The sequence below is a fragment of the Bartonella sp. MR90HLJMH genome (genome assembly GCF_042194115.1).
In the GTDB taxonomy this organism is placed as follows: Bacteria; Pseudomonadota; Alphaproteobacteria; order Rhizobiales; family Rhizobiaceae; genus Bartonella; species Bartonella grahamii.
The window spans coordinates 1-25,250 of sequence record NZ_JBHIMM010000007.1 but is presented as its reverse complement, the minus strand read 5'-3'; the positions used below and the strand labels follow the sequence as shown (position 1 = coordinate 25,250).

The 25,250-nt window shown below is 35.4% G+C and carries 18 protein-coding genes, 1 tRNA gene and 2 pseudogenes; 12 read left to right on the top strand and 9 right to left on the bottom strand.

Annotation, left to right across the window (positions count from 1 at the left end; genetic code table 11):
* The first annotated feature begins 84 nt into the window (after positions 1–84).
* The 4 genes from ACFIJ9_RS05970 to ubiC all read left to right on the top strand — a co-directional run bounded on the left by ACFIJ9_RS05970 (position 85) and on the right by ubiC (position 5,772).
* Positions 85–1,302, top strand: a complete 1,218-nt coding sequence (locus tag ACFIJ9_RS05970) for a mechanosensitive ion channel family protein (RefSeq protein WP_375636143.1) — start codon at positions 85–87, stop codon at positions 1,300–1,302.
* A 70-nt stretch (positions 1,303–1,372) separates the two neighbouring features.
* Complete coding sequence (locus tag ACFIJ9_RS05965; RefSeq protein ID WP_375636142.1) at positions 1,373–3,064, top strand: Na/Pi cotransporter family protein; 1,692 nt, start codon at positions 1,373–1,375, stop codon at positions 3,062–3,064.
* Positions 3,065–3,932: 868 nt separating this feature from the next.
* The gene (locus ACFIJ9_RS05960) at positions 3,933–4,184 is read left to right on the top strand and encodes a GlsB/YeaQ/YmgE family stress response membrane protein (RefSeq protein ID WP_375636141.1); all 252 of its coding nucleotides are present in this window, start codon (positions 3,933–3,935) and stop codon (positions 4,182–4,184) included.
* A gap of 1,078 nt (positions 4,185–5,262) precedes the next feature.
* A complete protein-coding gene (gene ubiC, locus ACFIJ9_RS05955; RefSeq protein WP_375636140.1) occupies positions 5,263–5,772 on the top strand; it encodes a chorismate lyase in 510 nt (169 codons plus the stop codon).
* A 679-nt stretch (positions 5,773–6,451) separates the two neighbouring features.
* On the opposite strand, the gene ACFIJ9_RS05950 is transcribed toward ubiC, so the two are convergent.
* Positions 6,452–6,904 carry a GatB/YqeY domain-containing protein gene (locus tag ACFIJ9_RS05950; RefSeq protein WP_015856668.1) on the bottom strand — a complete coding sequence of 151 codons (453 nt, stop codon included), beginning with the start codon at positions 6,902–6,904 and terminating at the stop codon, positions 6,452–6,454.
* A gap of 258 nt (positions 6,905–7,162) precedes the next feature.
* Between ACFIJ9_RS05950 and carA the strand changes: the two genes are divergently transcribed.
* The gene (gene carA / locus ACFIJ9_RS05945; protein WP_375636139.1) at positions 7,163–8,359 is read left to right on the top strand and encodes a glutamine-hydrolyzing carbamoyl-phosphate synthase small subunit; all 1,197 of its coding nucleotides are present in this window, start codon (positions 7,163–7,165) and stop codon (positions 8,357–8,359) included.
* A gap of 969 nt (positions 8,360–9,328) precedes the next feature.
* On the opposite strand, the gene ACFIJ9_RS05940 is transcribed toward carA, so the two are convergent.
* Positions 9,329–10,549 carry an MFS transporter gene (locus ACFIJ9_RS05940; protein ID WP_375636138.1) on the bottom strand — a complete coding sequence of 407 codons (1,221 nt, stop codon included), beginning with the start codon at positions 10,547–10,549 and terminating at the stop codon, positions 9,329–9,331.
* A 757-nt stretch (positions 10,550–11,306) separates the two neighbouring features.
* Between ACFIJ9_RS05940 and ACFIJ9_RS05935 the strand changes: the two genes are divergently transcribed.
* Complete coding sequence (locus tag ACFIJ9_RS05935; RefSeq protein ID WP_375636137.1) at positions 11,307–12,143, top strand: DUF1460 domain-containing protein; 837 nt, start codon at positions 11,307–11,309, stop codon at positions 12,141–12,143.
* A 1,305-nt stretch (positions 12,144–13,448) separates the two neighbouring features.
* Here ACFIJ9_RS05935 and ACFIJ9_RS05930 read toward each other — a convergent pair.
* Positions 13,449–14,357 (bottom strand): cation diffusion facilitator family transporter, encoded by a 909-nt coding sequence (locus ACFIJ9_RS05930; protein WP_375636136.1) that lies wholly within the window; start codon positions 14,355–14,357, stop codon positions 13,449–13,451.
* A 764-nt stretch (positions 14,358–15,121) separates the two neighbouring features.
* Between ACFIJ9_RS05930 and ACFIJ9_RS05925 the strand changes: the two are divergent.
* Positions 15,122–15,932 (top strand): annotated as a pseudogene (locus ACFIJ9_RS05925) (TrmH family RNA methyltransferase).
* Positions 15,933–16,204: 272 nt separating this feature from the next.
* Here the strand turns inward: ACFIJ9_RS05925 and mnmA are convergent.
* Positions 16,205–17,434 (bottom strand): tRNA 2-thiouridine(34) synthase MnmA, encoded by a 1,230-nt coding sequence (gene mnmA / locus ACFIJ9_RS05920; RefSeq protein ID WP_375636135.1) that lies wholly within the window; start codon positions 17,432–17,434, stop codon positions 16,205–16,207.
* Positions 17,435–17,573: 139 nt separating this feature from the next.
* Entirely contained in the window at positions 17,574–17,777 is a 204-nt protein-coding gene (locus tag ACFIJ9_RS05915; RefSeq protein WP_375636134.1) for a hypothetical protein, read from the bottom strand.
* A gap of 45 nt (positions 17,778–17,822) precedes the next feature.
* On the opposite strand from ACFIJ9_RS05915, the gene ACFIJ9_RS05910 reads away from it, so the two are divergent.
* Positions 17,823–18,098 (top strand): DUF1153 domain-containing protein, encoded by a 276-nt coding sequence (locus ACFIJ9_RS05910; protein WP_015856675.1) that lies wholly within the window; start codon positions 17,823–17,825, stop codon positions 18,096–18,098.
* 130 nt (positions 18,099–18,228) lie between these two features.
* Here the strand turns inward: ACFIJ9_RS05910 and ACFIJ9_RS05905 are convergent, their stop codons facing one another.
* Complete coding sequence (locus tag ACFIJ9_RS05905; RefSeq protein ID WP_375636133.1) at positions 18,229–18,615, bottom strand: flagellar export protein FliJ; 387 nt, start codon at positions 18,613–18,615, stop codon at positions 18,229–18,231.
* Positions 18,616–19,180: 565 nt separating this feature from the next.
* Here ACFIJ9_RS05905 and ctrA point away from each other — a divergent pair.
* Complete coding sequence (gene ctrA / locus ACFIJ9_RS05900; protein WP_015856677.1) at positions 19,181–19,882, top strand: response regulator transcription factor CtrA; 702 nt, start codon at positions 19,181–19,183, stop codon at positions 19,880–19,882.
* A 222-nt stretch (positions 19,883–20,104) separates the two neighbouring features.
* Here the strand turns inward: ctrA and chpT are convergent, their stop codons facing one another.
* Entirely contained in the window at positions 20,105–20,743 is a 639-nt protein-coding gene (gene chpT, locus ACFIJ9_RS05895) for a histidine phosphotransferase ChpT (RefSeq protein ID WP_375636132.1), read from the bottom strand.
* 216 nt (positions 20,744–20,959) lie between these two features.
* Between chpT and ACFIJ9_RS05890 the strand changes: the two genes are divergently transcribed.
* The gene (locus ACFIJ9_RS05890; protein ID WP_375636131.1) at positions 20,960–21,556 is read left to right on the top strand and encodes a DUF1134 domain-containing protein; all 597 of its coding nucleotides are present in this window, start codon (positions 20,960–20,962) and stop codon (positions 21,554–21,556) included.
* Positions 21,557–21,583: 27 nt separating this feature from the next.
* Positions 21,584–22,226 (top strand): annotated as a pseudogene (locus tag ACFIJ9_RS05885) (hypothetical protein).
* A gap of 324 nt (positions 22,227–22,550) precedes the next feature.
* On the opposite strand, the gene ACFIJ9_RS05880 reads toward ACFIJ9_RS05885, so the two are convergent.
* Complete coding sequence (locus ACFIJ9_RS05880) at positions 22,551–23,669, bottom strand: DegT/DnrJ/EryC1/StrS family aminotransferase (protein WP_375636130.1); 1,119 nt, start codon at positions 23,667–23,669, stop codon at positions 22,551–22,553.
* A 49-nt stretch (positions 23,670–23,718) separates the two neighbouring features.
* On the bottom strand, positions 23,719–24,675 hold the full coding sequence (locus ACFIJ9_RS05875; protein ID WP_375636230.1) for a Gfo/Idh/MocA family protein: 957 nt from the start codon (positions 24,673–24,675) through the stop codon (positions 23,719–23,721).
* A gap of 180 nt (positions 24,676–24,855) precedes the next feature.
* Here ACFIJ9_RS05875 and ACFIJ9_RS05870 point away from each other — a divergent pair.
* A tRNA-Met gene (locus ACFIJ9_RS05870) sits at positions 24,856–24,932 on the top strand.
* The last annotated feature ends 318 nt before the right edge of the window (positions 24,933–25,250 follow it).

The following is a 25,250-nucleotide window of genomic DNA, read 5'->3' as shown; positions in this document are numbered from 1 at the left end:
GCATAATTCCAATACTTCCTCTTAAGTAGTTGTAAAATTTTAAACTCTTAACTGCATATAACTTTAGAAATGGAGAGTGGAAAAGTGATCGAATTTATTGTTCAATATCCGTGGTTAGAGGCTATTTCTTGGCTTATTATTCTTACTATATTTGCCCTTTTAGTCAACTTTCTAGGACGAAAATTACTTATTCACGGAGCCAAAAAACTCTCTTCTTTTCTCCCCAAAAATACAACGATCGATATTAATAATGCTATTCAATACATAGCGGATATCATTTCAGCCTTTATTATTTCGGTTGGTGTTAATTTTATACCAACATTGCCCAATGCATTCAGTACTATCATCGGTAATGTTGCTAACGCCTTCATTATCTTTTTTGTTGTTCTGACAATTTCTGCCTGTCTGAATGTCATTAACATCCTCTACGAACAACGACCAACAGCACGGTTAAAACCAATAAAAGGTTATATTCAAATTGCTAAAATTGCACTTTTTGCTGTTGCGACAGTTTTAATGGTCGCTACATTGATTGACCGCTCCCCTCTTATTCTTTTCTCCGGTCTTGGTGCAATGGCCGCGGTTCTCATGTTAATTTTTCAAGATACGCTTCTTTCTCTCGTTGCCGGTATTCAAATTTCATCCACTGATATGGTTCGCGTTGGTGATTGGATTGAAATCCCTAATCTCGGTGCCGATGGTGATGTTATTGAAATTGCCCTGCATACTGTTAAAGTTCAAAATTTCGACAACACCATCACCTCAGTTCCTATCCGTAAACTTGTGACCGACCCTTTTAAAAATTGGCGTGGAATGCAAGAATCGGGTGGAAGACGCATCAAACGCTCCCTTTTTATTGATCAATCAAGTATCCATTTTCTCACAGAAGAAGAACAAAAATATCTTTCCCGATTTAATTTATTAGAAAATTATTTCACGCAAAAATTAGCAGAAATTGACCAATGGAATGCTCAATTAGATAAAAATCATGATGTCTTAGCCAATACGCGCCGTTTAACCAACATTGGAACTTTTCGTGCTTATGTTTTTGCTTATCTACAACAACATATAAACATCAACCCTAATATGACCTTTATGGCACGGCAATTACCTCCTACAGAAAATGGTTTACCATTGGAAATTTATTGCTTTACGAACACCACCGTTTGGATAGACTACGAACAAATTCAAGGTGATATTTTTGATCACCTTTATTCCATTCTTCCCTGTTTTGGTCTAAAGGTTTTTCAAAATCCAAGCGGTTATGATTTTAATCAAGTATTAAAAGCAAAAACGAAATAAAAACGATAAACTTTAATTTATCAATTTTGAGGCAAACATACTCATAACAACAGAGAAAGAATAAAGTATCATGAATGGTTCATTGGTACTCCTTCATCTTGCCGGCGCTATTTCTTTACTTCTCTGGGCCACACGCATGGTGCGCACAGGAATTGAACGCGCCTATGGTGACAGACTTAAATATAAAATGTGCCACGTCATTTCAAAACCATTGTTTGCGGTAAGTTTTGGGCTTTTTACAGCAATGATTTTACAAAGCTCTACAGCAATAACGCTCCTTGTTGGTTCTTTCGTTGAATCTGGTTTTGTCTCTGGAGTAGCGGGACTTATGGCTGTACGCGGAGGAGAATTAGGATCAGCAATCGTTGTTAAAATTCTCACCTATGATCTCACACTTGTTGTGCCCCTTTGTCTTTTAATTGGCACTTGTATCTTCATGACAACAGAAAAACGTGAGTGGCGTCAAATAGGACGTATTGTCATCGGTATTGGTCTGTTAATTTTATCTTTAGAGATGATAAGTACAGCGACAGAACCTTTACGTGAAAGCGAAATTTTGCCTAGCATCATTCGTTATCTTTCAACCGATCCTGTTTCCACTTTTTTGTTGGCTGCTGGCTTAACCTACCTCTTACATTCATCTATTGCAGGAATCATTTTGCTGGTCAATTTTGCCAACTACGATCTTATCCATACGCAACTCTGTGTTGTCATGGTTCTTGGTGTCAACTTTGGCTCTTCTCTTATAGCACCACTTTTAACGCGCAACGCCTCTCCTAATACCCGCCTCGTTCCCTTAGGAAATTTACTCATGCGTGGGGCCGGTTCAATCCTTGTACTTATCTTATTTCTCTCCTTCCGCCCTCCCATCACATGGCTTGGCAATAACGCCCCTACTCAAGTGATCAACGCCCACATTATTTTTAATGTTTTCATTCTCCTTGCTGGAATACCGCTTTCAAAATGGGTTTTAAAATTAACCACTCAAATTGTTCATATAAGTGCAAAAAAAACGCAAGCCGACAAAACGCTCAATTTATCGGATCAAACAGCTCTTGATGACAGTGTGCTTGAACGCCCCTCTCTCGCTCTCTCGAATGTCATGCGTGAAGTCATTCATATTTGTGATCTTGTAGACATCATGCTAGAAAAAATCATGGGACTTTATGAAAATCCTGATCCCAATATTATTCGTGAACTCAACCAACTCAACACCATATTGGACAAAAAACATATCGCCATCAAACTTTATCTTGCACGATTAGCGGGACAAAAATTATCTGACGAAGAAGCTCTTCAAACGCAAGAACTTCTAGGCGCCTGTATAAAATTAGACCAAGCAGGCGATATCATTATTCATAATATGCTGATGCTGGTTAAAAAGAAACAACAAAAAGGTTTACAGTTCAGCAGCGAGGGCTGGAATGATCTCCTTCGTTTCCACGCCATTGTACTAGCCAACGCGCATATAGCATTTAACGTTCTTGTCTCACGTGATACACACACTGCACACCTATTGGTACAAAAAAAAGATCAACTACGAAACTTAGAAAAGGAGATGAGTTTAAAACATTTTAAACGTTTGCGTGAAGGGGATCTCAAAAATGTAGAATCATCCAGTCTTCATCTCGACACTGTCCGCGACCTCAAACAAATCAACTCTCTTTTGACCTCAATGATCTACCCCATTTTAGAAGAACAGGGACTTCTTCAAAGTTCTCGCCTACGCAACCCTGCTGAAGAACAAACAGAAAAACCTTAAACTTTTAAATAACTTGAATAAGAAATACATCACATCGATTACTCGATTTTGAATATGGTCAAGATACTGATTTAATCAAAATATTTTATTATTTGACAATTTAAATGAGCTTTCTGCATCGTAAATTTCTTTCATTTAAAATCTATTCATGATGAATTACTCAAAGTCATTTGCTTACACATTATAAACAAAGCAGCATGTAGAATAGAACTCTTGAAGAAAGACGTAAAAATGCCTAATCATCTCAAAGCCAAGACTGTTAAACACATAAAGAGAAAGTCAAGAGTATAATGGTTCCAACCTAAACTCTCCTTGTAAAAAGGAATTGCCCCACAGTAGCAGCAAAAACAGAAATACTCTATAAGGAATGCAAAACCCCACAAAAATGCAACATTTATATCAAGATTGGTAGAGACTCAACCTATACAGCCATTCTATAACGTGTCAACAAAACAGTTTTAATTTCATTTCAAACATCATTGATATCAATTGGCAAGCTCCAAACTTTTAAATATCTATTTTACTTATTGCTTTAATCACAAATCACAATTGTTTTTTTAAACTTAAGAGAGAGATTAAAAAAGCTTATAAATAAACTTTATGACTTTTTAAAACATTTTCACTAATATTTTCTTCTTTTATTCATATTTCTCAATTAATTAATTTATTTATAAATTAAAATGTGTTATATGTTTATACTTATTAAGTATTATTATGATATCAATGTAAATATTATTTTAATATAAAGGAAAATAATAAGTAAAATTTCTAACAGAAATATCCTTTTCACTGGATAAAAAGGGGATAAATCTTGATTTTTAAAAAGTTTACTCTAGTTACAATTTAAATTCAGGCAAAGGAGAGTATCATGGAAAATGCAAACATCGGTTGGATTGCTGCTATTATTATCGGCGGGATTGCAGGTTGGGCTGCACAGTATATTATGAAAAGCCAAACAGGAATATTATTAAATATTATCTTAGGGATTATTGGCGCTGCGCTAGCAAGCTTTCTTTTTAGTCTTTTAGGTGTAAATTTTGCTGGTTGGCTTGGCTATCTTATTTCAGGTTTTATAGGAGCCTGTATTCTTATATGGATAGTACAAAAAATTCGATCCTAGAGCATTTATTTTTTATACCTTTTGGGATTCAATAAAAAACTGGGAAACAACTAGAAAAATTTGAAATATTTCCCAGTAACTCGTTGTTACCAGTTTTGATATGATGGTGAGGTGCTTAAGCTGCGATTTTGGGCATACACCATCACCATATTTTAAAACGAAATGCAGTAAAGACCTTTATAACGCACCCATTTCATACCTATATAAACTTACGCATATCAGGAGAGATATGTTGCGTTATTTTAACGCAATACGAACCTATTTTTGTACAGTGCGCGCAAATCTAGCTCATCTTACTGTAATAACAATCCATAAGGTTACAAAAATCACTAACGATGATTAAAGACTCTACCGCATAGCACTTAACGCCTATACACTTCATCAACAATACCCTTTTTACCGAAAAAATCGAGGAGCTCTTTTGCATTCTTAAGAAGTAAAGAGAGAAGGTAAGCAAAAAATGATAAAGAATTTTTTTCTAATCTGTGAAATAAAAGAATATCTAAAGTAGATATACTATAAATACATATGAATATAACTTTATTATAAAATGACTACATATTCTGTAATATGAAGTAATTTATTACAATTTAAATAATATAATATATTTTAAAGTTTTCAAAAATATATGTATTACTATAAAATTATTTATTATAAAGAATACGATCTTCTTTACATCTCAATTCAAAAGGTTTGAATATCTCTTCACTTTCCAAAGTATAAAATAAAGTTTTATTTCTCTTACAGTTTCCTCTTTATATCATCTTACATAGATGATTTTTTATATGCGTTACAAACGAATTTTAAAGCACAAAACATTTTTCCCATTGCTCTCATGCGATAAAGAAATTTCCGTAATGCATTGTGTGAAAGCATCTTGGATAAAACATAATACTTATTTTGCTTTTTTAATGAAAATGATCCTATAATATGTATTTTCCGCATATCTTCTTTTAAAGACCTTTGATATCTTCCTGTTAAAATCTTGCTGCTTTTATACTCCTTGTATTACAATAGAGCTATTTATTTTAGTTCGCCCAACATAACATATGGAATAAGACTTTAAATGTGGAGTAAAATGATGTCTGATCTTGAAGATTCCATCTTACCACCTCTAAAGTGGCTCTCTGATCAAAATCCTCCAATACCAGAAAATATTCGCGATTGGCTCATGGAATCGGGTTCAATGACGCTTCGATTAAAGAAATATTGTACCTGCCTCCAAGTTCAACCACAACGCGAATGTTTTATTACGCGAGATCAATTAACAGACGAAGCAGAGCATCTCCCCGAAAGTGCGCGTTATTGGCTACGCGAAATCATATTGATGGGAGATAATAAACCTTGGCTTTTTGGACGCACTGTAATTCCACAAGAAACCCTCCTACACAATCAAGCCTTGATGCATTTGGGAACTGTACCTCTAGGACATTATTTATTTAACCATGACAAATTAACCCGCGATTACATTCATATTGGTCAACAAGGTGTGCTATGGGCACGCCGTTCCCGTTTACGGTTAACGGGTAAACCATTGTTGCTAACTGAACTATTTTTAACAGATTCACCACTGTATCCCCACAAATAGAGATTACTCATTTTATTCTGCATAATTTATAGATTTTATATAGCTTATAAGGGATTTAATCAGAGAAAAGAATTTCAAAATCAGCTCAAAACACATTACAAACAAAGACTTATTTTAAAAATATCTTTTCATTTCATCAACTCAGCTTAAAAATGTCTTCTATAGAAAAAACGTTTTAAAGTTCTGATTTTCTTATCATTAAAACCAGCGCTTGAATTAAGAAGATACACACCATATTGATAAATATCATCTACATTTAAATTTCTTGCCGAATAATCACCACTCTAAAAATACGGCAACTCTTTATCAAAAAAATGCTTTGAAACAGCAAAAAAGACAACAATACACTCCCCAAAATTGGAAATCTGTATCAATTAGCTAATCATCCTATTTTAAAATTTTTAACAGTGCAGACAATAGATCTTTTTTAAAAAGTAGAAACTCTATAATTTTTTTGTTTTGTTAATGATCTAACAGCTTTGAAGAACAGAAAAATTTAATACATAAAAGATGTTTTTATTGCTCTATGAGCTCCAAAAAAGGTTCGTTTATTTCAAAAAATATTTTTTTGATAATAATTATGTATGTACAAGATAAATGACATTTATCAACATCCTACTGACTTACAAAAGCGACGCACAATAAAAAATATTTTCCAATCCCCTTGAATTAATAAGATCTATTGCAATTTTTTACGAAGACTATTGCACACTTTAGAAAAATTCATTTGCCCCGCATACCGTTCCTTAAGCCATGCCATCACCTTGCCGATATCGCGTAATTTTTCAGCTTTTGTTTGTGCCAAAGCTTCACAAAGAACCTGTTCTACTTCCATCTCCTTAAGTTGATAGGGAAGAAACTCACGAATAACTTCTATTTCTGCTTGTCCTCTCTCTGCCAATTCCAAGCAACCAGACTCTTTATAGACTCGCATCAATTCTTCACGCTGTTGAAGCATTTTAGTGAAAACAGACTGTATCTGCTGATCATCCACTTCTAACTTCCCTTGATCATAATAAAGAATATCACGATCCCTAACTGCAGCATTCATTAAACGAAGTGTAGCAAGACGCGCACTATCTTGCGCTTTCAAAGCAGCCCTAAGTGCCCCATCAATCTGGTTACGCAACATAAATTTATCCAATTTTGTTCAAGAAAAAAGTGCCTTTTAACCAATCTTTATCCATCTTGCAATGGAGGATAAAAAAATAATTAAGGACTCGATCTTCGAAAAGCTAAAACAAGACTTTACCTCTTCATGGAATGTACTTATACTGCCTATTTCAAGCGAAACATTACCAGAATAATATACACAGCATCTGTTAAAGGTATGATTTTTGTGTAAAGTTGATCATTATACCTTTCAGAGAATAAATTGTGGATACATACTATGATACAAACGACTTCACCCAGCAGCCCTTGGAGTATCAAAAAACCTACAGCCCTCTTAGTCTTAGCTGATGGAACCGTTATTGAAGGCAAAGGAGCAGGTGCTACAGGTATTGCTGAAGCTGAAGTGTGTTTTAACACCGCCATCACAGGCTATGAAGAAATCCTCACAGACCCGTCATACACACAACAAATCGTTAATTTTACTTTTCCTCATATAGGAAATGTAGGGGCAAATAGTGAAGATATTGAAGCTCTCACTCCTCTCAATTGTCATGGTGCTGTTGGCGCTATTTTCAAGGCAGACATTACACACCCCTCAAATTATCGTGCCAATGAAAATCTTCATCAATGGCTTAAAACGCGTAAAATTATTGCACTTTGTGGTATTGATACACGTGCGCTCACAATTCTTATTCGTGAAAAAGGTGCGCAAAATGCTGTCATTGCACATGATTCTAATGGAAATTTTGATATTCCTTCATTAAAGAAACGTGCGCAAAAATGGCACGGTCTCGTCAATCTTGACCTTACGAAAGACGTGACATCTCAATCATCAATGCAATGGGATGAAAAACCATGGAGCTGGAATAAAGGATACGGTACAAATAATGTGCACAATCTTCATATCATTGCAATTGACTATGGTATTAAACGCAATATTCTTCGCCTTATGGCAACACAAAAAGCACGCATTACTGTTGTACCTGCCCACACAACTGCAAAAGAAATTCTAGCAATGAACCCTGATGGCGTTTTTCTTTCTAATGGACCAGGGGACCCCGCAGCTACGGCTCAATATGCCGTTCCAACGATCAAAACGTTAATTGATCATAATTTACCAATTTTTGGAATATGTCTTGGTCACCAACTTCTCGCTCTTACGGTTGGTGCAAAAACCATGAAAATGCACCAAGGACATCATGGTGCCAACCACCCAGTTAAAGACCTCAACACTGGAAAAGTTGAGATTGTATCGATGAATCACGGTTTCGCCGTAGATTCTGCCTCTTTACCACAACATGTTCAAGAAACACATATTTCTCTCTTTGATGGTTCAAACTGTGGTATTCGAATCATTGGAAAACCAGTTTTTTCTGTTCAATATCACCCCGAAGCTTCTCCTGGACCACAAGATAGCCACTACCTCTTTCAGCATTTCTGTGATCTCATTATGAATTATAAAAAAATATCTTAAAATAAAATATCTCACCTTCTAGCTTCTCTCCTTTAAATTATATCATCTTCCCATACACAACTATATTATTTTTATACCTACAACTTATTGAATAAGTGTTATTATTTATCATTTTGCAACTAAAATGAGAGCACTGAATAGCTTGAATTTTTCTCATGACTCTCCTCTTAGAATTGTATTCATCAAAATCATTGGCTTCCCCTAAGCAAAATAAGTGTGTCAATAAAAACCATTTTTAAAAAGAGTAAAGTACCTAACCGTACCAAAAGCTCAGAGCTATCGGAACATTGGAAACTGGCAAAGTGAATGATTGGTGCTGCATCTTTTATATACGTAAAGTGAGTAGTGTACGGCAGATCTTATACCATTGACAGTGACTTTTACCTTATATTCTTTATTGGCACTATCATGAAATTGGCGCAAACACATTGAAAGCTATTCCTTCAAATAAGTATTGGATTCACAATACAATTTTAAGCATTATATTTTGCATGAGAAGCATAATTCCTATTAAAGAATAAAAAACTAAAGTGTGAGACCATGCAACAAATCTCTACTTTTAAAAAGATATTACCATAGATGGTTTTGAAAGCTGTAAAGCCGAATAAAAAAGTGATGGCAAAACAGGAAACGGTTTTTCAATTTTACAACTTTATATTCTTCCAAAATGAGTTTTTTTCGATTCTAGAAGTGATGCAAACAAATATACGCAATATTTTACTTCCAATTTGCCATATAAAATTTGGAATTGTTCGCACAGTACTAATACATCTAACGCAGATACGTTTTAATCTTTGTTTTCAATATGCTGCTGCATTAGCACTGAATATTAATTTGCAAGCAACAGAAAAAATACGGACTCTACTATACAAACAATATCACAAAAAACTTTTTACCTATAAAATGATGCATTTTGTTTATCTTGTGCATTCTCTAGCAAAATAGTACGTACCAGCTCTCCTCAACAAATTAACGTACCCGCAAGACAAAAATAACTGTCGCAACGACAAGAAGAAAAAAGCCTCCAACAAAAGGAGCACCAGAAAAATAAAACTGTGCATTTTTATCTGTAAAACATTCAAAAAGAAACACATAAAAAACAGAACCAAATATTAAACTTAACGAAATAACAGATGTCATCGCTCCTTGCAGTTCTCCTTGTACATTTGTTGGTACCTGCGCTGAAGCAATAGCACGTATAGGTGCATGAACAAGATATTCAAGCATTGTACACGCACAAACCATATAAACCATCCACCCCTGCGTCGCAAATGTATAGCCCAGCATAGCAACGGAGGCAAACAGAAGCCCCACTATAACAATATGCCAATCACTCCATCGTTTAGAAAAATAAGGCAAAATGAGAGCGACTACAATAAATTGGCCTATCCCAAAAACACTATAGGAGAGCCCAATAGAAAAAGAACTCCAATCATAGCGTTCTTTTGCAATGAAAGCCCAAATGCTTAACCATACAGATTCCGCAAACCAATAAAGAAAAAAGACCAATAACACCCAAAGAACCATCGGATATTGTTTCAGGTGCCAAAAAGCACCTAAGGGATTTGCCCGCTTAATATCAAAAAAGCGCCTATTCCATAGAGAAAGAGTTTCTGGAAGCATAACCCAAGAAAAAATAAAATTAATGAGTGAAAAACCAGCAGCAAAATAAAACGGAATACGCGGACCAAACTGACCTAAAAAACCACCAATAAACGATCCTAAAATAAACCCCAATGCGGATGCAACGCCTAACAGACCAAAATTGCGTGTACGGGTTTTATCATCGGATATATCAGCAAGATAAGCTGTACAAGTTGCAAAACTAGCACCACTCATCCCTGACAAAAGACGCCCGATAAATAACATAGAATAACTCCATGCTATAGCACATATGAGGTTATCAAGAGCAAAGCAGATAATAGAGAGAAGCAAAATAGGACGACGACCATAACGATCAGAAAGATTGCCAATAACAGGAGCAAACAAAAACTGCATCACTGAATAAGCTGCAAGTAATTTTCCTCTTTCTACAAAAGATGTACTGATATCTTTTCCAGTTAATTGAGAAAAATATTCAGGCAAAACAGGACAAATAATCGCAATGCCAAGAATATCTAACAATAAAGTGATGAACACTAAAACGAGCCCACGCTGAACAAAATTCGGGTTAAGCATTTGGTCTTGCATAACATACACACTATTTTACGCATACAATTACTCCCCCGCTATCTTTTTACTCCCTTTTCCTTTTAAAAGTATTCTATACCATATACTTGTCACATATAAAATAATAACAAAGTAAAAATTTAAGTAAGAGTCAAGATAAAAATATAAAATTACATTTTAATTGGTATATCTTTGTCAAAGCATAAAAAATATTTTTTTGCATTATACGAACAAAATATTTGTGCGACCAACTCATAAACAAAATTTCATGAAACACAGAGCATTTCCAATAATTTTAGATACATTATGATAGATTTTATCAGACATCATTTCCCCTTCTCATACCAACGTTTTCAGGAATCTCAATTCCACTTGATACGTTAGATATCCTCTAGCAATTGAAACCTTTTAAAAGATAAGCTCTTAAAAAATTTTCTTACCCTCAGAATGTGCTATAAGATTAAAGCAGCATCACCCGAATAGCTTAACAACGTAAAAAGCTCATCATATTTTTTAAAAATATTCATTTGACAATCATTTTATTTAAAAAATAAGTATATTATAGAGAAATATTCTTTGATTCTATAATCTTAGAAACTATTCATATTGCTTGCAATTTGTGTAACCTTAAAAAACATGATTATATCTTTATATTCATTGATGCTCTTAATGATTATATGCTACCGTTAAATCTAATGATAATCATGATACGCATTTTAAAAATAGCACTTTTAGAAACAGTTAGTCATGAATTGTTAATGCAAAAATGGTGTATAGAATGCGAAAAATATCCCTATTAGTTCTCATTTTAATATTGGTAACAGGATGTGATGTTCAGGATTCTGATTCACAAGAGAGTATTTTAGGAAATAAAATAAAAACACAACAAACAACCAACGTAAACTTAGATCCTTATACTCTAAATAAATTAAATGCTCTTCTCAAAAAACGTTCAGAAACAAATTATCAGGAAAAAGGGGCACTAATTGGCTTTCTTTCTGAAGCTTTTTTAGGGACACCTTACCAAGCAAATATGTTACATGGCTCAGAAAATACACCAGAAAAACTGATTATTGATTTTAGAGGCTTAGATTGCTTCACTTATCTGGATTATGTTGAAGCATTGCGCAAATCAACATCCCAACCAGAATTCATAAATAACGTCATAAAAACGCGTTATATTAACGGTAATGTTCATTTTTTAAATCGCAAACATTTTTTTACAGACTGGGCTTATAGAGAATATAAACTCGCCACTGATATTACCGCTGAAATAAGTCCCCATGCGGTAAAAATAGAAAAATATCTCAACAAAAAAGCTGATGGTGAAAGCTATCTACCTGGGTTGCCAGTTGTGAAACGCACGATAACATATATTCCAAGCAACTTTATTAATGAGGAGGTTATAGGTCGTTTACAGTCTGGTGATTTTATTGGTATTTATACGAAACTTGCTGGATTGGATGTAACACATGTGGGCTTCTTTATCATGACAGATAAAGGTCCAATATTAAGAAATGCTTCTTCACGAAAAGCAAACGAAAAAGTCGTTGATTCTCCTTTTATGGATTATGTTGCAAAAACACCAGGAATCATTGTTTTAAGAGCTCTTTAATAACATTATAATGATATGAAATATCTTCTCTATTCTTAAAATATATACCATAGTTATTTAGGTAAACATCTAACTTCGTTCAAGCTATACGGATACAATATATTTGTTTACAGTTTTTAGAGAAAAAATTCGTTTTGATCTAACTTTGTTTATAGGTATGATAAAATCACTTGTGACGAAATCACGGATTTGTAATCACTTTTACTGGTTGAACCATAAAGACAGGCAAAACTCTACTATAGTATCACGCTTTCCTTTCATATTCTCAACCAAGAGTTATCTATAGATTACCGCTAATCTGATCTTTACGAATATAACGCAAAAGACATAGACGAACGTTTGTAAAAATAAGTAAAAGTAAAGCCAGATATGTTTGGTTGTTGTCTCATAAAGTATTTTATAAAAATTCGATCTATCTCTCTAATTTATTGCGTATAAATTTTTGACTTTATAGCATTGTTTTCCTCATAAAGTCTTTGCTTTTTCTTGTTGTCTATACATTAAAATAGCCCTGATGTAGCAGCATATTTATGATTAGGATGCACCAATACTGTACGAGTCATTGTAAAATTTTTGATGTCAGATTGGAATGAAAATATGAAGGCATCAATTAAAAACCAGTTTCTATCTTTAGCATCATTCTTTAGTTCAACTTTGCGATTTTCTAAAGCAACGACAATAATATCCTTTAAAGAATAGAGATATGAGCATTATTTTTTGTTTTTTTCATTCTTTAATGAGTCCCCCATTATTCATGCAATAAAGAACACTTAAAACAAAACACATTTTATCGATAAAACAACACATTTATTAGCAACAATAATGATGATTAATCTATGATCACAAACTTTAAAATTCTATTCATAACTTTTATATAAAATTTATAATTAAATCTCATTAAACTTATTACGAAAGCTTCATTCCTCTTCGCCCTAAGAAACGAAACATCTACTCCCGACAGTCTGTAAACAATCCGTTCTCTTAAGTGAATTTAAGCTGCTAACCATTTCATGAGATTCACTTACACAAGAATACACCGGCAAGCCCTATTTTGAATATTTACTCCACACTCTAAAAACACTTAAAAGATCAAATTTTATATGCCTTATCTCACCACACCTTAAATGACAGTGTTTTAACGAAATAGAATAAATCTTGCTTAAATACTCTGTTTAACCTTTTATAATTGATTGATGCAAAAATTAAATCAACGAAAGAGATTCATTGTATTTTCGAGAGGTATGAATCGCCCCATCATAAAAAAACAATCTCCATAACATGACAGGCAATTTGAAAAAAATCTTTTTATATAAAAGGTATCACCGTTGTACCGGGAGGCAATTTTGCCTCATCTTCAGGCTCGACATGAATAGAAATACGCACATTATCAAATTCTTTTTGAAGAACACCTTCGATTTTATCACAAATCTTATGTGCTTCTCCTACCTGCATTACAGCAGGCACAACCAAATGAAACTCTATAAAAGTAACCCTCCCAGCAACACGCGTCCGTAAATCATGAACCTCAAGCGCACCAGATGCATTTGCAGAAATCAGCTCCCGAATCCGCATGCTTTCATTCAATTCAACGCCGACATCCATTAATCCCTGAATAGCATTTCTAATCACCTTCCAGCCCTGTAAGAGAATATTAACGGCAACGATTATCGCTAAAATTGGATCTAAAACTCCCCATCCTCCTACAAAACCAGCAATCAGACCAATTAAAATTGCAAGCGAAGTAAAAACATCTGTTATAAAATGGACTCCATCAGCTTTAAGAGCCGGTGAGCGATGATGTTTTCCCTGCCAAATAAGGACCATTCCCCACATACAATTTATGACAGTTGCAATAAGATGAATAACAAGCCATATTCCAGGCTTCTGCAATAATTGAACGGTAGAAAGAGCTATCCATGCTTCTCTTAAAATAACAATTGCCGCAATAATAATGAGTATCCCTTCAAGAATTGCGGAAAAATATTCCGCTTTATGATGCCCAAAGGGATGATCCTGATCCGCTGGCTTCATACTCACTTTAACAGCCCACCATGCTGCCGATGACGCAAGGATATTAACTATTGATTCCAATGCATCAGAATAAAGTGCAACCGAACCTGTGATGTGATATGCCCAATATTTCAAAGCAAAAACAATACACGCAATAAAAATAGAGTATAAAGTTAAGCTTTGTATATTGATTTTTACATCCATGAGCCTCATCCTTTTCTTCACGAAATAGGGAATTAATATTTTCAACCATATCATTATACTTTTGGCATATCGACGATATTTCCTCAATATTACAGAAGCTTCATCATACAATAAACGCCCCAGCTCACCATTATTATCGTAAAAACTGCTCAGTTACACGAACAGCACCAATAAAGGAAGAAGAAAGGAAAATAATAAACAAAGAGCTTTCCCAAGAGCAATCAAACACATCATCTTCATTATTAATCGTTTTCTGAATAACTTAAAGCCATTTCACATCTCATAAACAAAAAACTTGTTTTTGCTCAAATGTATCATGATCATGCGTTATTTTTCAGTCTTATGATGTGCATTATAACCCATCTATAAGCCATCTTTGCACCTTAGAAAAATATCTTAGCGCTCTACTGTAACCTTACAGATCAACTGGATTTTAAAATATGATTTACTAAAAAATTGAGATATAAAAAAGAAGAACAGTGATACCCTCAAAAAAAGAATCTGGGCATTGGGGACCCAGATTCTTTTCCCTTAGAAATTAAGGGCATACAGAACTTGGGAAATAGCGGGGACCCAAGACACTGCACCCGATACGAGAAAAATATATGATTCCGTACCAGTGTTTTTATACTATACCTATGGTTGTATATTGTCAACATAAATTCTACCATAAGTTTTAAAATAATGTTTTTTTATCTCTTTTTTTTAAATAAAATAAATTCTAACATCTGGAAATCATAAGAAAAAAGCACTAAAAATCTCGCATGCATTTGAATATCATAACAATCAATGAAACAGATGATCCACGTCTAAAAGCCTATCATAATATCCGTGAAAAAGATCTTGTTGGACGGCAACATCAATTTATTGCTGAAGGCAAAGTAACCTTGTCCGCATTACTGCACTCGAAAGAGTTTTCTGCCATCTCACTGCTCACCGTAGCAAACCGTCTCTCTGGACTTCTACCGCTTTTAGAAAAAACACAGCCTCTATGTCCCATTTATTGTGTTCCACAAAAAGTCATGGATAATATCACCGGCTTCCATGTTCATCGTGGTGTCTTGGGTATTGGTAAACGCAAAACACTGCCATCCTTACAAAGTTTTCTACAACATCTTCCAGAAAAAGCTTTGATTCTTGTTTTATGTGGTATCTCGAATCACGATAATATGGGATCAATTTTTCGTAATGCAGCAGCCTTTGCCAGTAATGGCATTATTGTCGACAAAACCTCATGCGATCCACTTTATCGTAAATCAATAAGAGTTTCTGCCGGCGCTGCTTTAAAAGTACCCTATACGCAAAACGCTGATATAAATGACATTATAGCTGCTCTAAAGGATAAAAGATTTCATCTTTATGCACTCTCCCCTTCTGCTTCACACACTTCTCAAGCAAGCCAACAAAACTAAAAGAATGGCACTTATTTTTGGAACAGAAGGCGATGGCTTACCGCCCCATATACTACAACAATCAAAAACCTTACGTATTCCCATGACTAACGGTTTTGACAGCCTTAATGTTGCCACAGCCTCAGGTATTGCACTTGCCCATTTTACCAACTTTGACCACTAAAAATGATAACACTTTAAGTTGTAAAACATATCCAATGTTGTATGTTATTCATCAGTCCCAATAATGTTGCTGTTCCCTAGCATTTGAAAGCATTGATTAAAAAGCATTTTATATTTTTCTTATCAATGCTTTCCACACCCTAACCCCGCTCATGACGTGCAAAAGACATAATTTTGATGGATCCAATCATAAAACAAACTCTCAATGAGAGAACCTTCTGGAAGTCTCTCATTCAAGTTTAAGGTTAAAAATTATCGTTATAAATCAATTGACTATGTTTTACGAAGCTGTTGTTTTAGTTCAGAGGAAACAGAATCTTTTGTTTCGAGATTGCATAAAACGCGCTTTAACATCATTTCAGTATCGGCCGCACGTTCTGAATGTGTTACAAATCCTCCCCCAAGAATACGTGCCTCATGACCATTTCCATCATAAAGAACGCAAGCTTGCCCTGGTGCCACAGCATTTTCACATTCCAATAAATCAACGGAAAAAATACCTTCTTTATAATGTAAGCGCGCAAGGTGAGGAGGACGCGTTGAACGCACCTTTACAGCTACCTCAATACCTTGAGAAGGAAATTTATCTAACGACTCATCACCAAGCCAATTCACATCACGTAAAAAAAGCTTATGCGTTTCTAACATTTCACGCGGTCCAACAATAACACGTGCATTTTCCACATCGAGATAAACTACATAAAGCGCTTCACCCGTTGACACCCCAATACCACGACGTTGACCAACCGTATAATTAACAATTCCCGAATGTTTACCTAAAATCTTTCCATCAATATGGACAATAACGCCAGGATTAGCGGCTTCTGGACGCAGTTTTGCGATAACATCTGAATATTTTCCTTGTGGAACAAAACAAATATCCTGACTATCATGCTTATTGGCAACCACAAATCCCATTTCTGCTGCCATTTCACGAACGCGGGCTTTTGGAAGATCACCAAGTGGAAAACGCAAATAATCAATCTGTTCTTGTGTCGTTGCAAAGAGAAAATAACTCTGATCACGATCATTATCGAGAGGACGAAAGAGTGCTCGATGCGCTCCGTGGGAACGCGAACGAATATAATGTCCCGTAGCCAAAGCATCTGCCCCCAATTCACGTGCTGTTGCTAATAAATCAGCAAACTTAACCGTTTGATTACATGCAATACATGGTACTGGTGTCTCTCCATGAGCATAGCTTTCTGCAAAAGGGTCAATAACAGCTTCGCGAAAACGCTTTTCATAATCAAGAACATAATGCGGTATTCCTAATGTTTCTGCAACGCGGCGAGCATCCTCAATATCTTGTCCTGCACAACATGCCCCCACCCGATGCGTTGCTGCCCCATGATCATAAAGCTGCAACGTAATGCCAATAACATTATACCCTTCCTTTTTCAAAAGACCTGCAACAACCGATGAATCAACCCCCCCCGACATTGCAACAACAATGCGAGAATCCTCAGGTTGTCCTGGTAAATCAAGACTGTTTAAAAACATGTATTCATTCTCTATTTAATGCTCTGTTTAATGGCTACCCATATGTTAACATTTTGATGTACGCTCTTCAGCACTTTTACACGATTGATTGTCTTTATATTGTTTTTTTATCTTTTCCACAACCATAGGCATTACTTTCTTAAAGGCTGCTGCAAACAAAAAAAGAATGATAGAAATAAGGCATAATGGCAATCGTTTGGGAGAAAACCTTTTTTGCTCTTTTTAAAATCTGAAAAATATTACAAGAAGCTCTTCTACACACTTCACCTAAACTTCTTTTTACGTGCTCAATCACTTTATTAATTTTTTCTTTCAGCGTGTTTAGCTCTTTTTTAAATTTCATGCTCTATAAACGAATCAAGTCCTTGACTAAAGGTAGAGGATACGAATGACCAATTTGATAAAAACACAAATGAAATATGTTATTGGGCCAGATGGAAGTCCGCTTACAATTGCCGACCTACCGCCGCAAACAACACGACGCTGGGTGATTCGTCGCAAAGCTGAAGTTGTTGCGGCTGTCAGAGGTGGATTGTTAAGTCTTGACGAAGCGTGCCAACGTTATACTTTGACTGTAGAAGAATTTCTTTCATGGCAAAGTTTGATCGATGAACACGGTTTAGCGGGATTACGAACGACCAAGATTCAAAACTACAGGCATTAAGTTGCCATTAATTACGATTCGATAACATAAAAAAACTTATAAAACAGCCAAATTTGATAAAAATTTGGCTGTTTTATACTATACCCAAAAGATAAATCTGAAAGAATGGATTTTTCAATAATTGCTTTTATCATCCAACCATTGAATTAGATTGAATCAAAATATCCTCATCATCCGCAGCAATCTTCTTTTCTCGTGCTTCCAAAAGCTGTGCACGTTGCAGCTCTGTATTAGCTTCATGGAGAGCAATTTCAGCGTTTGTTTTTTGAAGCTGTAAATCACGAATTGAATTGATCAGATTATCACGTCTTTGCCGCGCTGCACGCGCAAAAGCAGAATAAGCGAAATGGTGAACATCATTGTTTCCAGATTTACGTTCTTCATTAGTAATCTGTGCTTCCAGCTCTAACACCATTCGTTCAAATTCTGCGATCATCATCTCAAGCTGTGCAATTTCACGGCGTTTTCCACGCACTTGAAACATCCTCAATCGCACCATATTTTCTCGCGGCTTCATACTCACTACTCCTTGATTGCGCCAACTCAAAACTCGCATTCACACCCAATAAATATCTTTTAGTTATATGTCTATCCGACAAAAACAGTCTATTGACTTGAAATTATAATAATTTTCGCCTTTCATTAAAGCATCTGAAAATACAATCTGCTTTAAAGAGCAATAACTATTTCTTTACTTTTCCCTCCATTATAAAATGAAGAGGTTTAAAGCTCAGTAAATAAACACTGAAATTGTAAAAAAGTAATTTATAATGCTCTTTTACAAATTTTTTTAAGTTAAAGTTTATAGAAAAAGCCGTTCTTTTTTTATTATGTTAAAAAATATGCGATTTTTCTAAAATAATTTTGTAGCCTCTTTCAAAAATAAAAATATTTTGTTAACCACTATCATGGATAGTGGGGAATTTAGTAGTGATTGTTACGCGTACTACTGAAATATACATAAACACTTTGTTATAAGTGTTTGATTTCATGAATTGTTTTTATAACAGTGGCTTTGCTAACTGATTATAAAATAGAAATGCTCCTTATGATTCGTGAAGGAGCGAAGTGAGGGATCTAAAATGCGCGTATTATTAATTGAAGATGATAGAGCAGTTACTCAAAGCATTGAGTTAATGTTAAAGTCAGCTAACTTTAATGTTTATATCACTGATCTGGGTGAAGAAGGTATCGATTTAGGAAAACTCTATGATTATGATATCATTTTGCTTGATCTGAATTTGCCCGACATGTCAGGATATGATGTCTTGCGGACTCTAAGGTTGGCAAAAATAAAAACTCCTGTCCTAATCCTTTCTGGTATGAATGCCATTGAAGACAAGGTCCGTGGTTTTGGCTTTGGAGCTGACGACTATATGACGAAGCCTTTTCATAAGGATGAACTCATTGCACGTATCCATGCAGTTGTTCGTCGTTCTAAAGGGCATGCACAATCGGTTATTGTTACCGGTGATCTCACTGTTAACCTTGATGCAAAAACCGTCGAAGTTGCAGGGCGCCCCGTTCATTTAACCGGAAAAGAGTATCAAATGCTAGAGCTTCTCTCTTTACGTAAAGGTACCACCCTTACTAAGGAAATGTTTCTCAATCATCTCTATGGTGGAATGGATGAACCAGAACTAAAGATTATCGATGTTTTTATCTGTAAATTGCGGAAAAAATTGGAAGCAGTCTCTTCTAGTGTAAATTACATTGATACAGTTTGGGGACGTGGTTATGTATTACGTGATCCAGTTGAAGAGAACGTACGAAAAACCGCTTAAGCAGTGAAAATGCACTTTGTAAAATCTCGGAGTGTAGCGGGCCGAGATTTTTCCCGAGATCTGTTCTCTGTTAAAAGTAGAAAACTCGCACACCAAGAATCTCATATAGAAAGCGCTTAAAGCTTAAGAAGTAACCACACAGAATTTACACATATAACCCTATTGCTCATAAGTTCAATCGAAGCCACTTTTCCCAACACGGCTTAAGCGCTTCTCTCTTATTCAAAGCTTTTTTACACTTTCTAAAACAATACAATGATCACTTTCATCAATATTTATTTTCATCTCTGTCATCTGAGAAAGTAACATTGTGTAATAAAATTGGATGACATGTGCATCAATAAGCTCTTCTTGAACTTCTCCACGAAATAACGCAAGAAAATGAGGGGGTATACGGAGAGTTTTACCGAAAACCTCAAATCGAAAAGAACGTTTATTTTCTTCTTGCAAAATCATAACAACAATTTCACCACCACGAGAAACTGTTGCGTTTGCAATCAATAATAAATTAAGCAAAAGTTTAACTTCATCTTTTGGTAACAATAAAGAAGAAGCTTGCCATTTTAAAGTTGCTTTTTCTTCTTTCATATATTGTTGAGCAACCTGCTCTGCAGCCCGTGTATCTATTTGTCCTCCACTTGCACCAGCAAAACCAAAAGCCAATCGCGCAAATTGTAGACGTGCAGCAGCACTCGCAACGGATAAACGCACCAATTGTAAAGCATCTTCTTCAGCTCCTCCTTCATCATAAAGCTCCATTGCATTTTGAATAGCCCCCACAGGTGAAATCAAATCATGGCAAATGCGACTACAAAGCAAAGCAGCAAGATCCATAGGCTTCAAAGAAATATCTAACTTCATAATGATTGAAAACTCCTAGATTCAAAAAAACAAACTTTATTTTAAAGAAAAACTCTTAATATCTGATGCATAGTAGGAAACATTAACAATCATGCTAAAAAAATTTCAGAAATAAATTCAAGAATTTAAATAACCTTATATCTTATTTTTTATTTGAATAGAATGAAAATTCTAATATTATCTTTTTGTTTATCACTAATAAAAGGAGAAAACTTCATGGCTCTCTCTCTGCTCAAATACTGGTACAAAAATATTATATCTTTAATCCTCCTTTTATTCATCACCATAAACACTGCAGATGCTCAACTTCAACCAATAGAGCAAAATGAACCCCATTATTCACTCCAAGAAATTATTGATTCTGGTCATCTTTTTTTTGGAAAAACAGCTAGTGGTCTAGCTGTTGCAATTCAAAATATTTTTTCACAATACGGTTATCCCAATGCCTATATTTTAGGAGAAGAAGCTTCTGGTGCCTTTTTTGCTGGATTAACCTATGGCGAAGGAAAGGTTTTTACCAAAAGCTATGGTCAACATAAAGTTTTTTGGCAAGGTCCCTCAGTAGGATGGGACTTTGGCGGCCAAGGCTCCCGTTTAATGATCTTAGTTTACAACCTTAATAGCATAAATAATTTATGGAAACGCTATGGCGGTATTTCAGGTTCGGCCTATTTAATTGCAGGTGTTGGTTTTCATGTCCTCAAATACCATAATACCTTGTTAATCCCAATACGTACAGGAATCGGCGCACGCCTTGGTATCAATATAGGATATTTAAAATTAACACCTAGACCGACATGGAATCCGTTTTAAACGTATTCTTATTTGAAAAGGGGTATTATGCTTATTCAATCGTTTCTTTTTTTTATTCTTGGAGTTGCTTTCACTTCTTGGGTACTGGTGCTTTTGTCTCCTTTTATTTGGCGTAAAGCCGTTCATTTTGCGTATAAAGATGTTTGTGCGCAAATGCCATTATCACTCGCGGAAATAGAAGCAAATCACGATTTTCTTCGTGCACAACATGCTGTAGAATTAGCAAAAAACCAACAAAAGTACGAGTTTTTGCAAAAAAAATACGCCCAACAAAAAATACAACTGAGCCAAATAACAGAACAATTTTATCGGCTATGCCTCCCCATACAAGACACTCTCACCAAAGAAGCGATAGCAATCAAACAAAATATCGCCACAATACACACTTTCAAAGGAAAGAAAAATGATGCGTGAAAAAATCGCACACTATCAGCAACGTTTACAAAAAATCCAAACTCATGAGCTTGACACGACTGCTAACCACCAATTGCTGGAAGAACTCCGTGAAGAAACAAAAGAACTTGCAGCAACATTGGCAGCTCAAATAGCGCTACAAGAGGGGAATACATCACCCATCAATACATTGATTCAAAAATCAAAAAACAAAAATGACCTCGCATCACGTATTCGCAAAAAAATCACTTGTCTCTCCAAAAGCTCTGTTAAATAAGTTATCTTTTAAAACACCTTGAATGAAGAGTAAAACCAACAAAGGTTCATTGTAACTTTCATAACCCAAATCCTTTTTATTAAACGTGACTTTCTTGCTAAGCTAAACGACAAAGTTTCTTAACCCATACCGTTCTGTTAAAAAGCATCTTCTTGTCTAGCAGATTCCACTTGCTAATCATATCACCGCCCTAAAGGACAACATTTCATAGGTCCTAGAAAGCAAATAATACCAAAAACATTGGTCACACGCTCTAACAAAAATACCTTCTAAGATGGGTCACCAATAGAGCTCTTACGATAATTTTAAGGATAAAACACGCTCTCAAGAGTGATAAAAATCTCTTATTTTTTGGATAATCATATCCTGATCCGTTTGTGTCAAGTAAGGATGCATTGGTAAACTTAAAACACACTCTCCTAAAGACTCTGAAACAGAAAGGGAATCTTTTACATAAGGAAAGTGTTTATAAGCTGGCTGTTGATGTAACGGAGTTTTATAATAAATCATTGTAGGGATAGATTTTTTTTGTAAAAAATCTTTTAATTTATCACGTTCTTTTACCTTAATCGTATATTGTGCATAAGCAGAACGAATATTTTCTCCTATTTCTGGAACTGTAACAATATCTCTTAAGCCATTGGAATAGCATTGAGCAATTTCTACACGCTTTTCCATTTCATCTTCAAAGATCGCAAACTTTTCTAGTAAAATTGCAGCCTGAATGCTATCTAAGCGCGAATTCATGCCAATACGTACATTGTCATATTGCGTTTCACCTTTACCATGAAACAAAATAGAGCGTAAAAGTTCTGCAAAATGATCATCATTGGTCATCATAGCGCCTCCATCGCCATAACATCCTAATGGTTTTGCAGGATAAAAACTTGTAGCAGCCACATCACCAAAAGCACCGCACATAGTATTACCGCTTCTTCCACCCATAGATTGAGCAGCATCTTCAATTACAAAAAGATTTTCCTTTGCAGCCACTTGAGCAATTTGCACATAGTCAGCAGAAAGCCCAAATAAATCAACAGCAATAATAGCCTTTGGCTTTAAACGTCCCTCTTTTTTTACCATTTCGATAGCGTAAGAAAGTTTTTCAACATCAATATTGAATGTATCAGGTAAAACATCAACAAAAACAGGCTTAGCCCCCACTAAAGCAACCACTTCAGCCGTTGCTGAAAATGTAAAACTAGGACAAAACACAGCATCCCCTGGACCAATATTTTTAGCCATAAGAGGCATCTTCAAAGCATCTGTTCCATTAGCACATGCAATCACATGTTTAACGCCAAGATATTCTGCCAATTTCTCTTCAAATTCTGTTACTTCTGGTCCCAAAATATACTTACCACTAGCGACCACATGTGCAATTGCAGAATTAATTTTATCTTCAATACGCGCACGCTGCGCCCCAAGGTCGATGAATTGCATATTAACTCCATTGATCATCACAAGAATGCAAAAGCGCTACCTATCTCTTTTATCTATCATAATTGACACCAGCAGCTGTTAAAATCCGTAAAACCGCAATAGCATCATCACCATTTGTACAAGGTGATTGACGCGTTTCAATACAATGAAGAAAGTGCCGTAATTCGCAAGTAAGCGGCAAATCTTCACAAACATCAATATAATTCAGCTCATCCATGCTAAAAGCCCACTCTTGATTTTCTTTCCAAACGGCAAAATGGTGCATTGCCAATTTACGGCTCCACGGTTCCATATCATCAAAAACGAGCATAGCTTTTGTTCCAACAACAGTTAAACGTCTCTCACGATAAGAACTCAAGCGTGAAGTAAAAAGATGACTACGCACACCATTTGGAAAAGTCATATGAATATGAGAAAAATCAGAAATCTGATCAACGACAGCAGCCCCCTCACCGCGAATTTCGGAAGGTTCACACCCTGTCAACGCCAAAATCATTGAGAGATCATGAGGCGCAAGATCCCATAAAGCATCGCTGTGTGTGTGAAATTTTCCAAAGCCTAATCTATGAGAATAAATATATCGCACATCTCCCACTTCTCCGTTTTTCACCAATTCACACATTTTTTCAAAAGCCGGATGAAAACGTAAAATATGGCCCACCATAAAAACTCGCTCATAAGCCTCAGCCTCCTGAACTTGGCGTTTAGCATCAGAAACATTCAAGGCTATTGGTTTTTCCACCAAAACATCTTTACCATTTTTAACAGCACGGAGCACATTTTGCGTATGCAATTGTGGCGGCAGAGCTAATACCAGCGCATCAATATCTCGATGCGTAAAAAGATCATCTGGTGTAACAAGCTCTACACCATACATCGTTGCAAAACTAGCAGCACGATCATTATCAATATCAGAGACTGCTGCCAAAGCCCCGAGAGAATGGAGTGTCCGTATATGATTTTCACCCCAATGACCGCATCCTAAAACCGCTACACGTGGCACCATTTTCATGCCTTACCCTACTTTATCATATAAAATTACACTTTTACATATCGAGGATAAAATAGAATGACAAGAGAAAAGCTTAAAAACGATGCTTGACATCTTACTATTCTACCCCTTATATCCGCAAAAGATGTAATTCTTTACAATTATGATTGCTTATTTTGTATGATTGCTTATTTTGGCGGAGTAGCTCAGTAGGTTAGAGCAGAGGAATCATAATCCTTGTGTCGGGGGTTCAAATCCCTCCTCCGCTACCATTACTTTTTTTGTTGTGTAGTTTTAGCTTGTCATTGGTGTATGTATGTAGCTTGCCAGCGGGTTTTGTATATTTTGCCACTAGGTTTTGTACCAATTTATTTTTTCTCAAAGAGTTTTAAAGGTGTTCTCAAAGGGTATTCAAAGACCTTTCAAAGATCGTTTAAAGCCTCTTTTCTTTTCTGCTCAAAATCGCAATTTGAGATGATCAATCAAATTGACTGATGATTTTTCTGTATCCTAAGGACATTATTAAAAAGAGAAGCGTTTAAGGAATTGAGTAGACATTACCTTATTGCTGTACTCATGCAATTGGTGCA

Coding starts and splice junctions, on each gene's coding strand:
- ACFIJ9_RS05880 (WP_375636130.1), bottom strand. CDS start 23,669: ATGCAATTCATCGACCTTGGGGCGCAGCGTGCGCGTATTGAAGATAAA.
- ACFIJ9_RS05915 (WP_375636134.1), bottom strand. CDS start 17,777: ATGAAATTTAAAAAAGAGCTAAACACGCTGAAAGAAAAAATTAATAAA.
- carA (WP_375636139.1), top strand. CDS start 7,163: ATGATACAAACGACTTCACCCAGCAGCCCTTGGAGTATCAAAAAACCT.
- ACFIJ9_RS05930 (WP_375636136.1), bottom strand. CDS start 14,357: ATGGATGTAAAAATCAATATACAAAGCTTAACTTTATACTCTATTTTT.
- ctrA (WP_015856677.1), top strand. CDS start 19,181: ATGCGCGTATTATTAATTGAAGATGATAGAGCAGTTACTCAAAGCATT.
- ACFIJ9_RS05965 (WP_375636142.1), top strand. CDS start 1,373: ATGAATGGTTCATTGGTACTCCTTCATCTTGCCGGCGCTATTTCTTTA.
- ACFIJ9_RS05910 (WP_015856675.1), top strand. CDS start 17,823: ATGACCAATTTGATAAAAACACAAATGAAATATGTTATTGGGCCAGAT.
- mnmA (WP_375636135.1), bottom strand. CDS start 17,434: ATGTTTTTAAACAGTCTTGATTTACCAGGACAACCTGAGGATTCTCGC.
- ACFIJ9_RS05960 (WP_375636141.1), top strand. CDS start 3,933: ATGGAAAATGCAAACATCGGTTGGATTGCTGCTATTATTATCGGCGGG.
- ACFIJ9_RS05905 (WP_375636133.1), bottom strand. CDS start 18,615: ATGAAGCCGCGAGAAAATATGGTGCGATTGAGGATGTTTCAAGTGCGT.
- ubiC (WP_375636140.1), top strand. CDS start 5,263: ATGATGTCTGATCTTGAAGATTCCATCTTACCACCTCTAAAGTGGCTC.
- ACFIJ9_RS05940 (WP_375636138.1), bottom strand. CDS start 10,549: ATGCAAGACCAAATGCTTAACCCGAATTTTGTTCAGCGTGGGCTCGTT.
- ACFIJ9_RS05875 (WP_375636230.1), bottom strand. CDS start 24,675: ATGGTGCCACGTGTAGCGGTTTTAGGATGCGGTCATTGGGGTGAAAAT.
- ACFIJ9_RS05935 (WP_375636137.1), top strand. CDS start 11,307: ATGCGAAAAATATCCCTATTAGTTCTCATTTTAATATTGGTAACAGGA.
- ACFIJ9_RS05950 (WP_015856668.1), bottom strand. CDS start 6,904: ATGTTGCGTAACCAGATTGATGGGGCACTTAGGGCTGCTTTGAAAGCG.
- chpT (WP_375636132.1), bottom strand. CDS start 20,743: ATGAAGTTAGATATTTCTTTGAAGCCTATGGATCTTGCTGCTTTGCTT.
- ACFIJ9_RS05890 (WP_375636131.1), top strand. CDS start 20,960: ATGGCTCTCTCTCTGCTCAAATACTGGTACAAAAATATTATATCTTTA.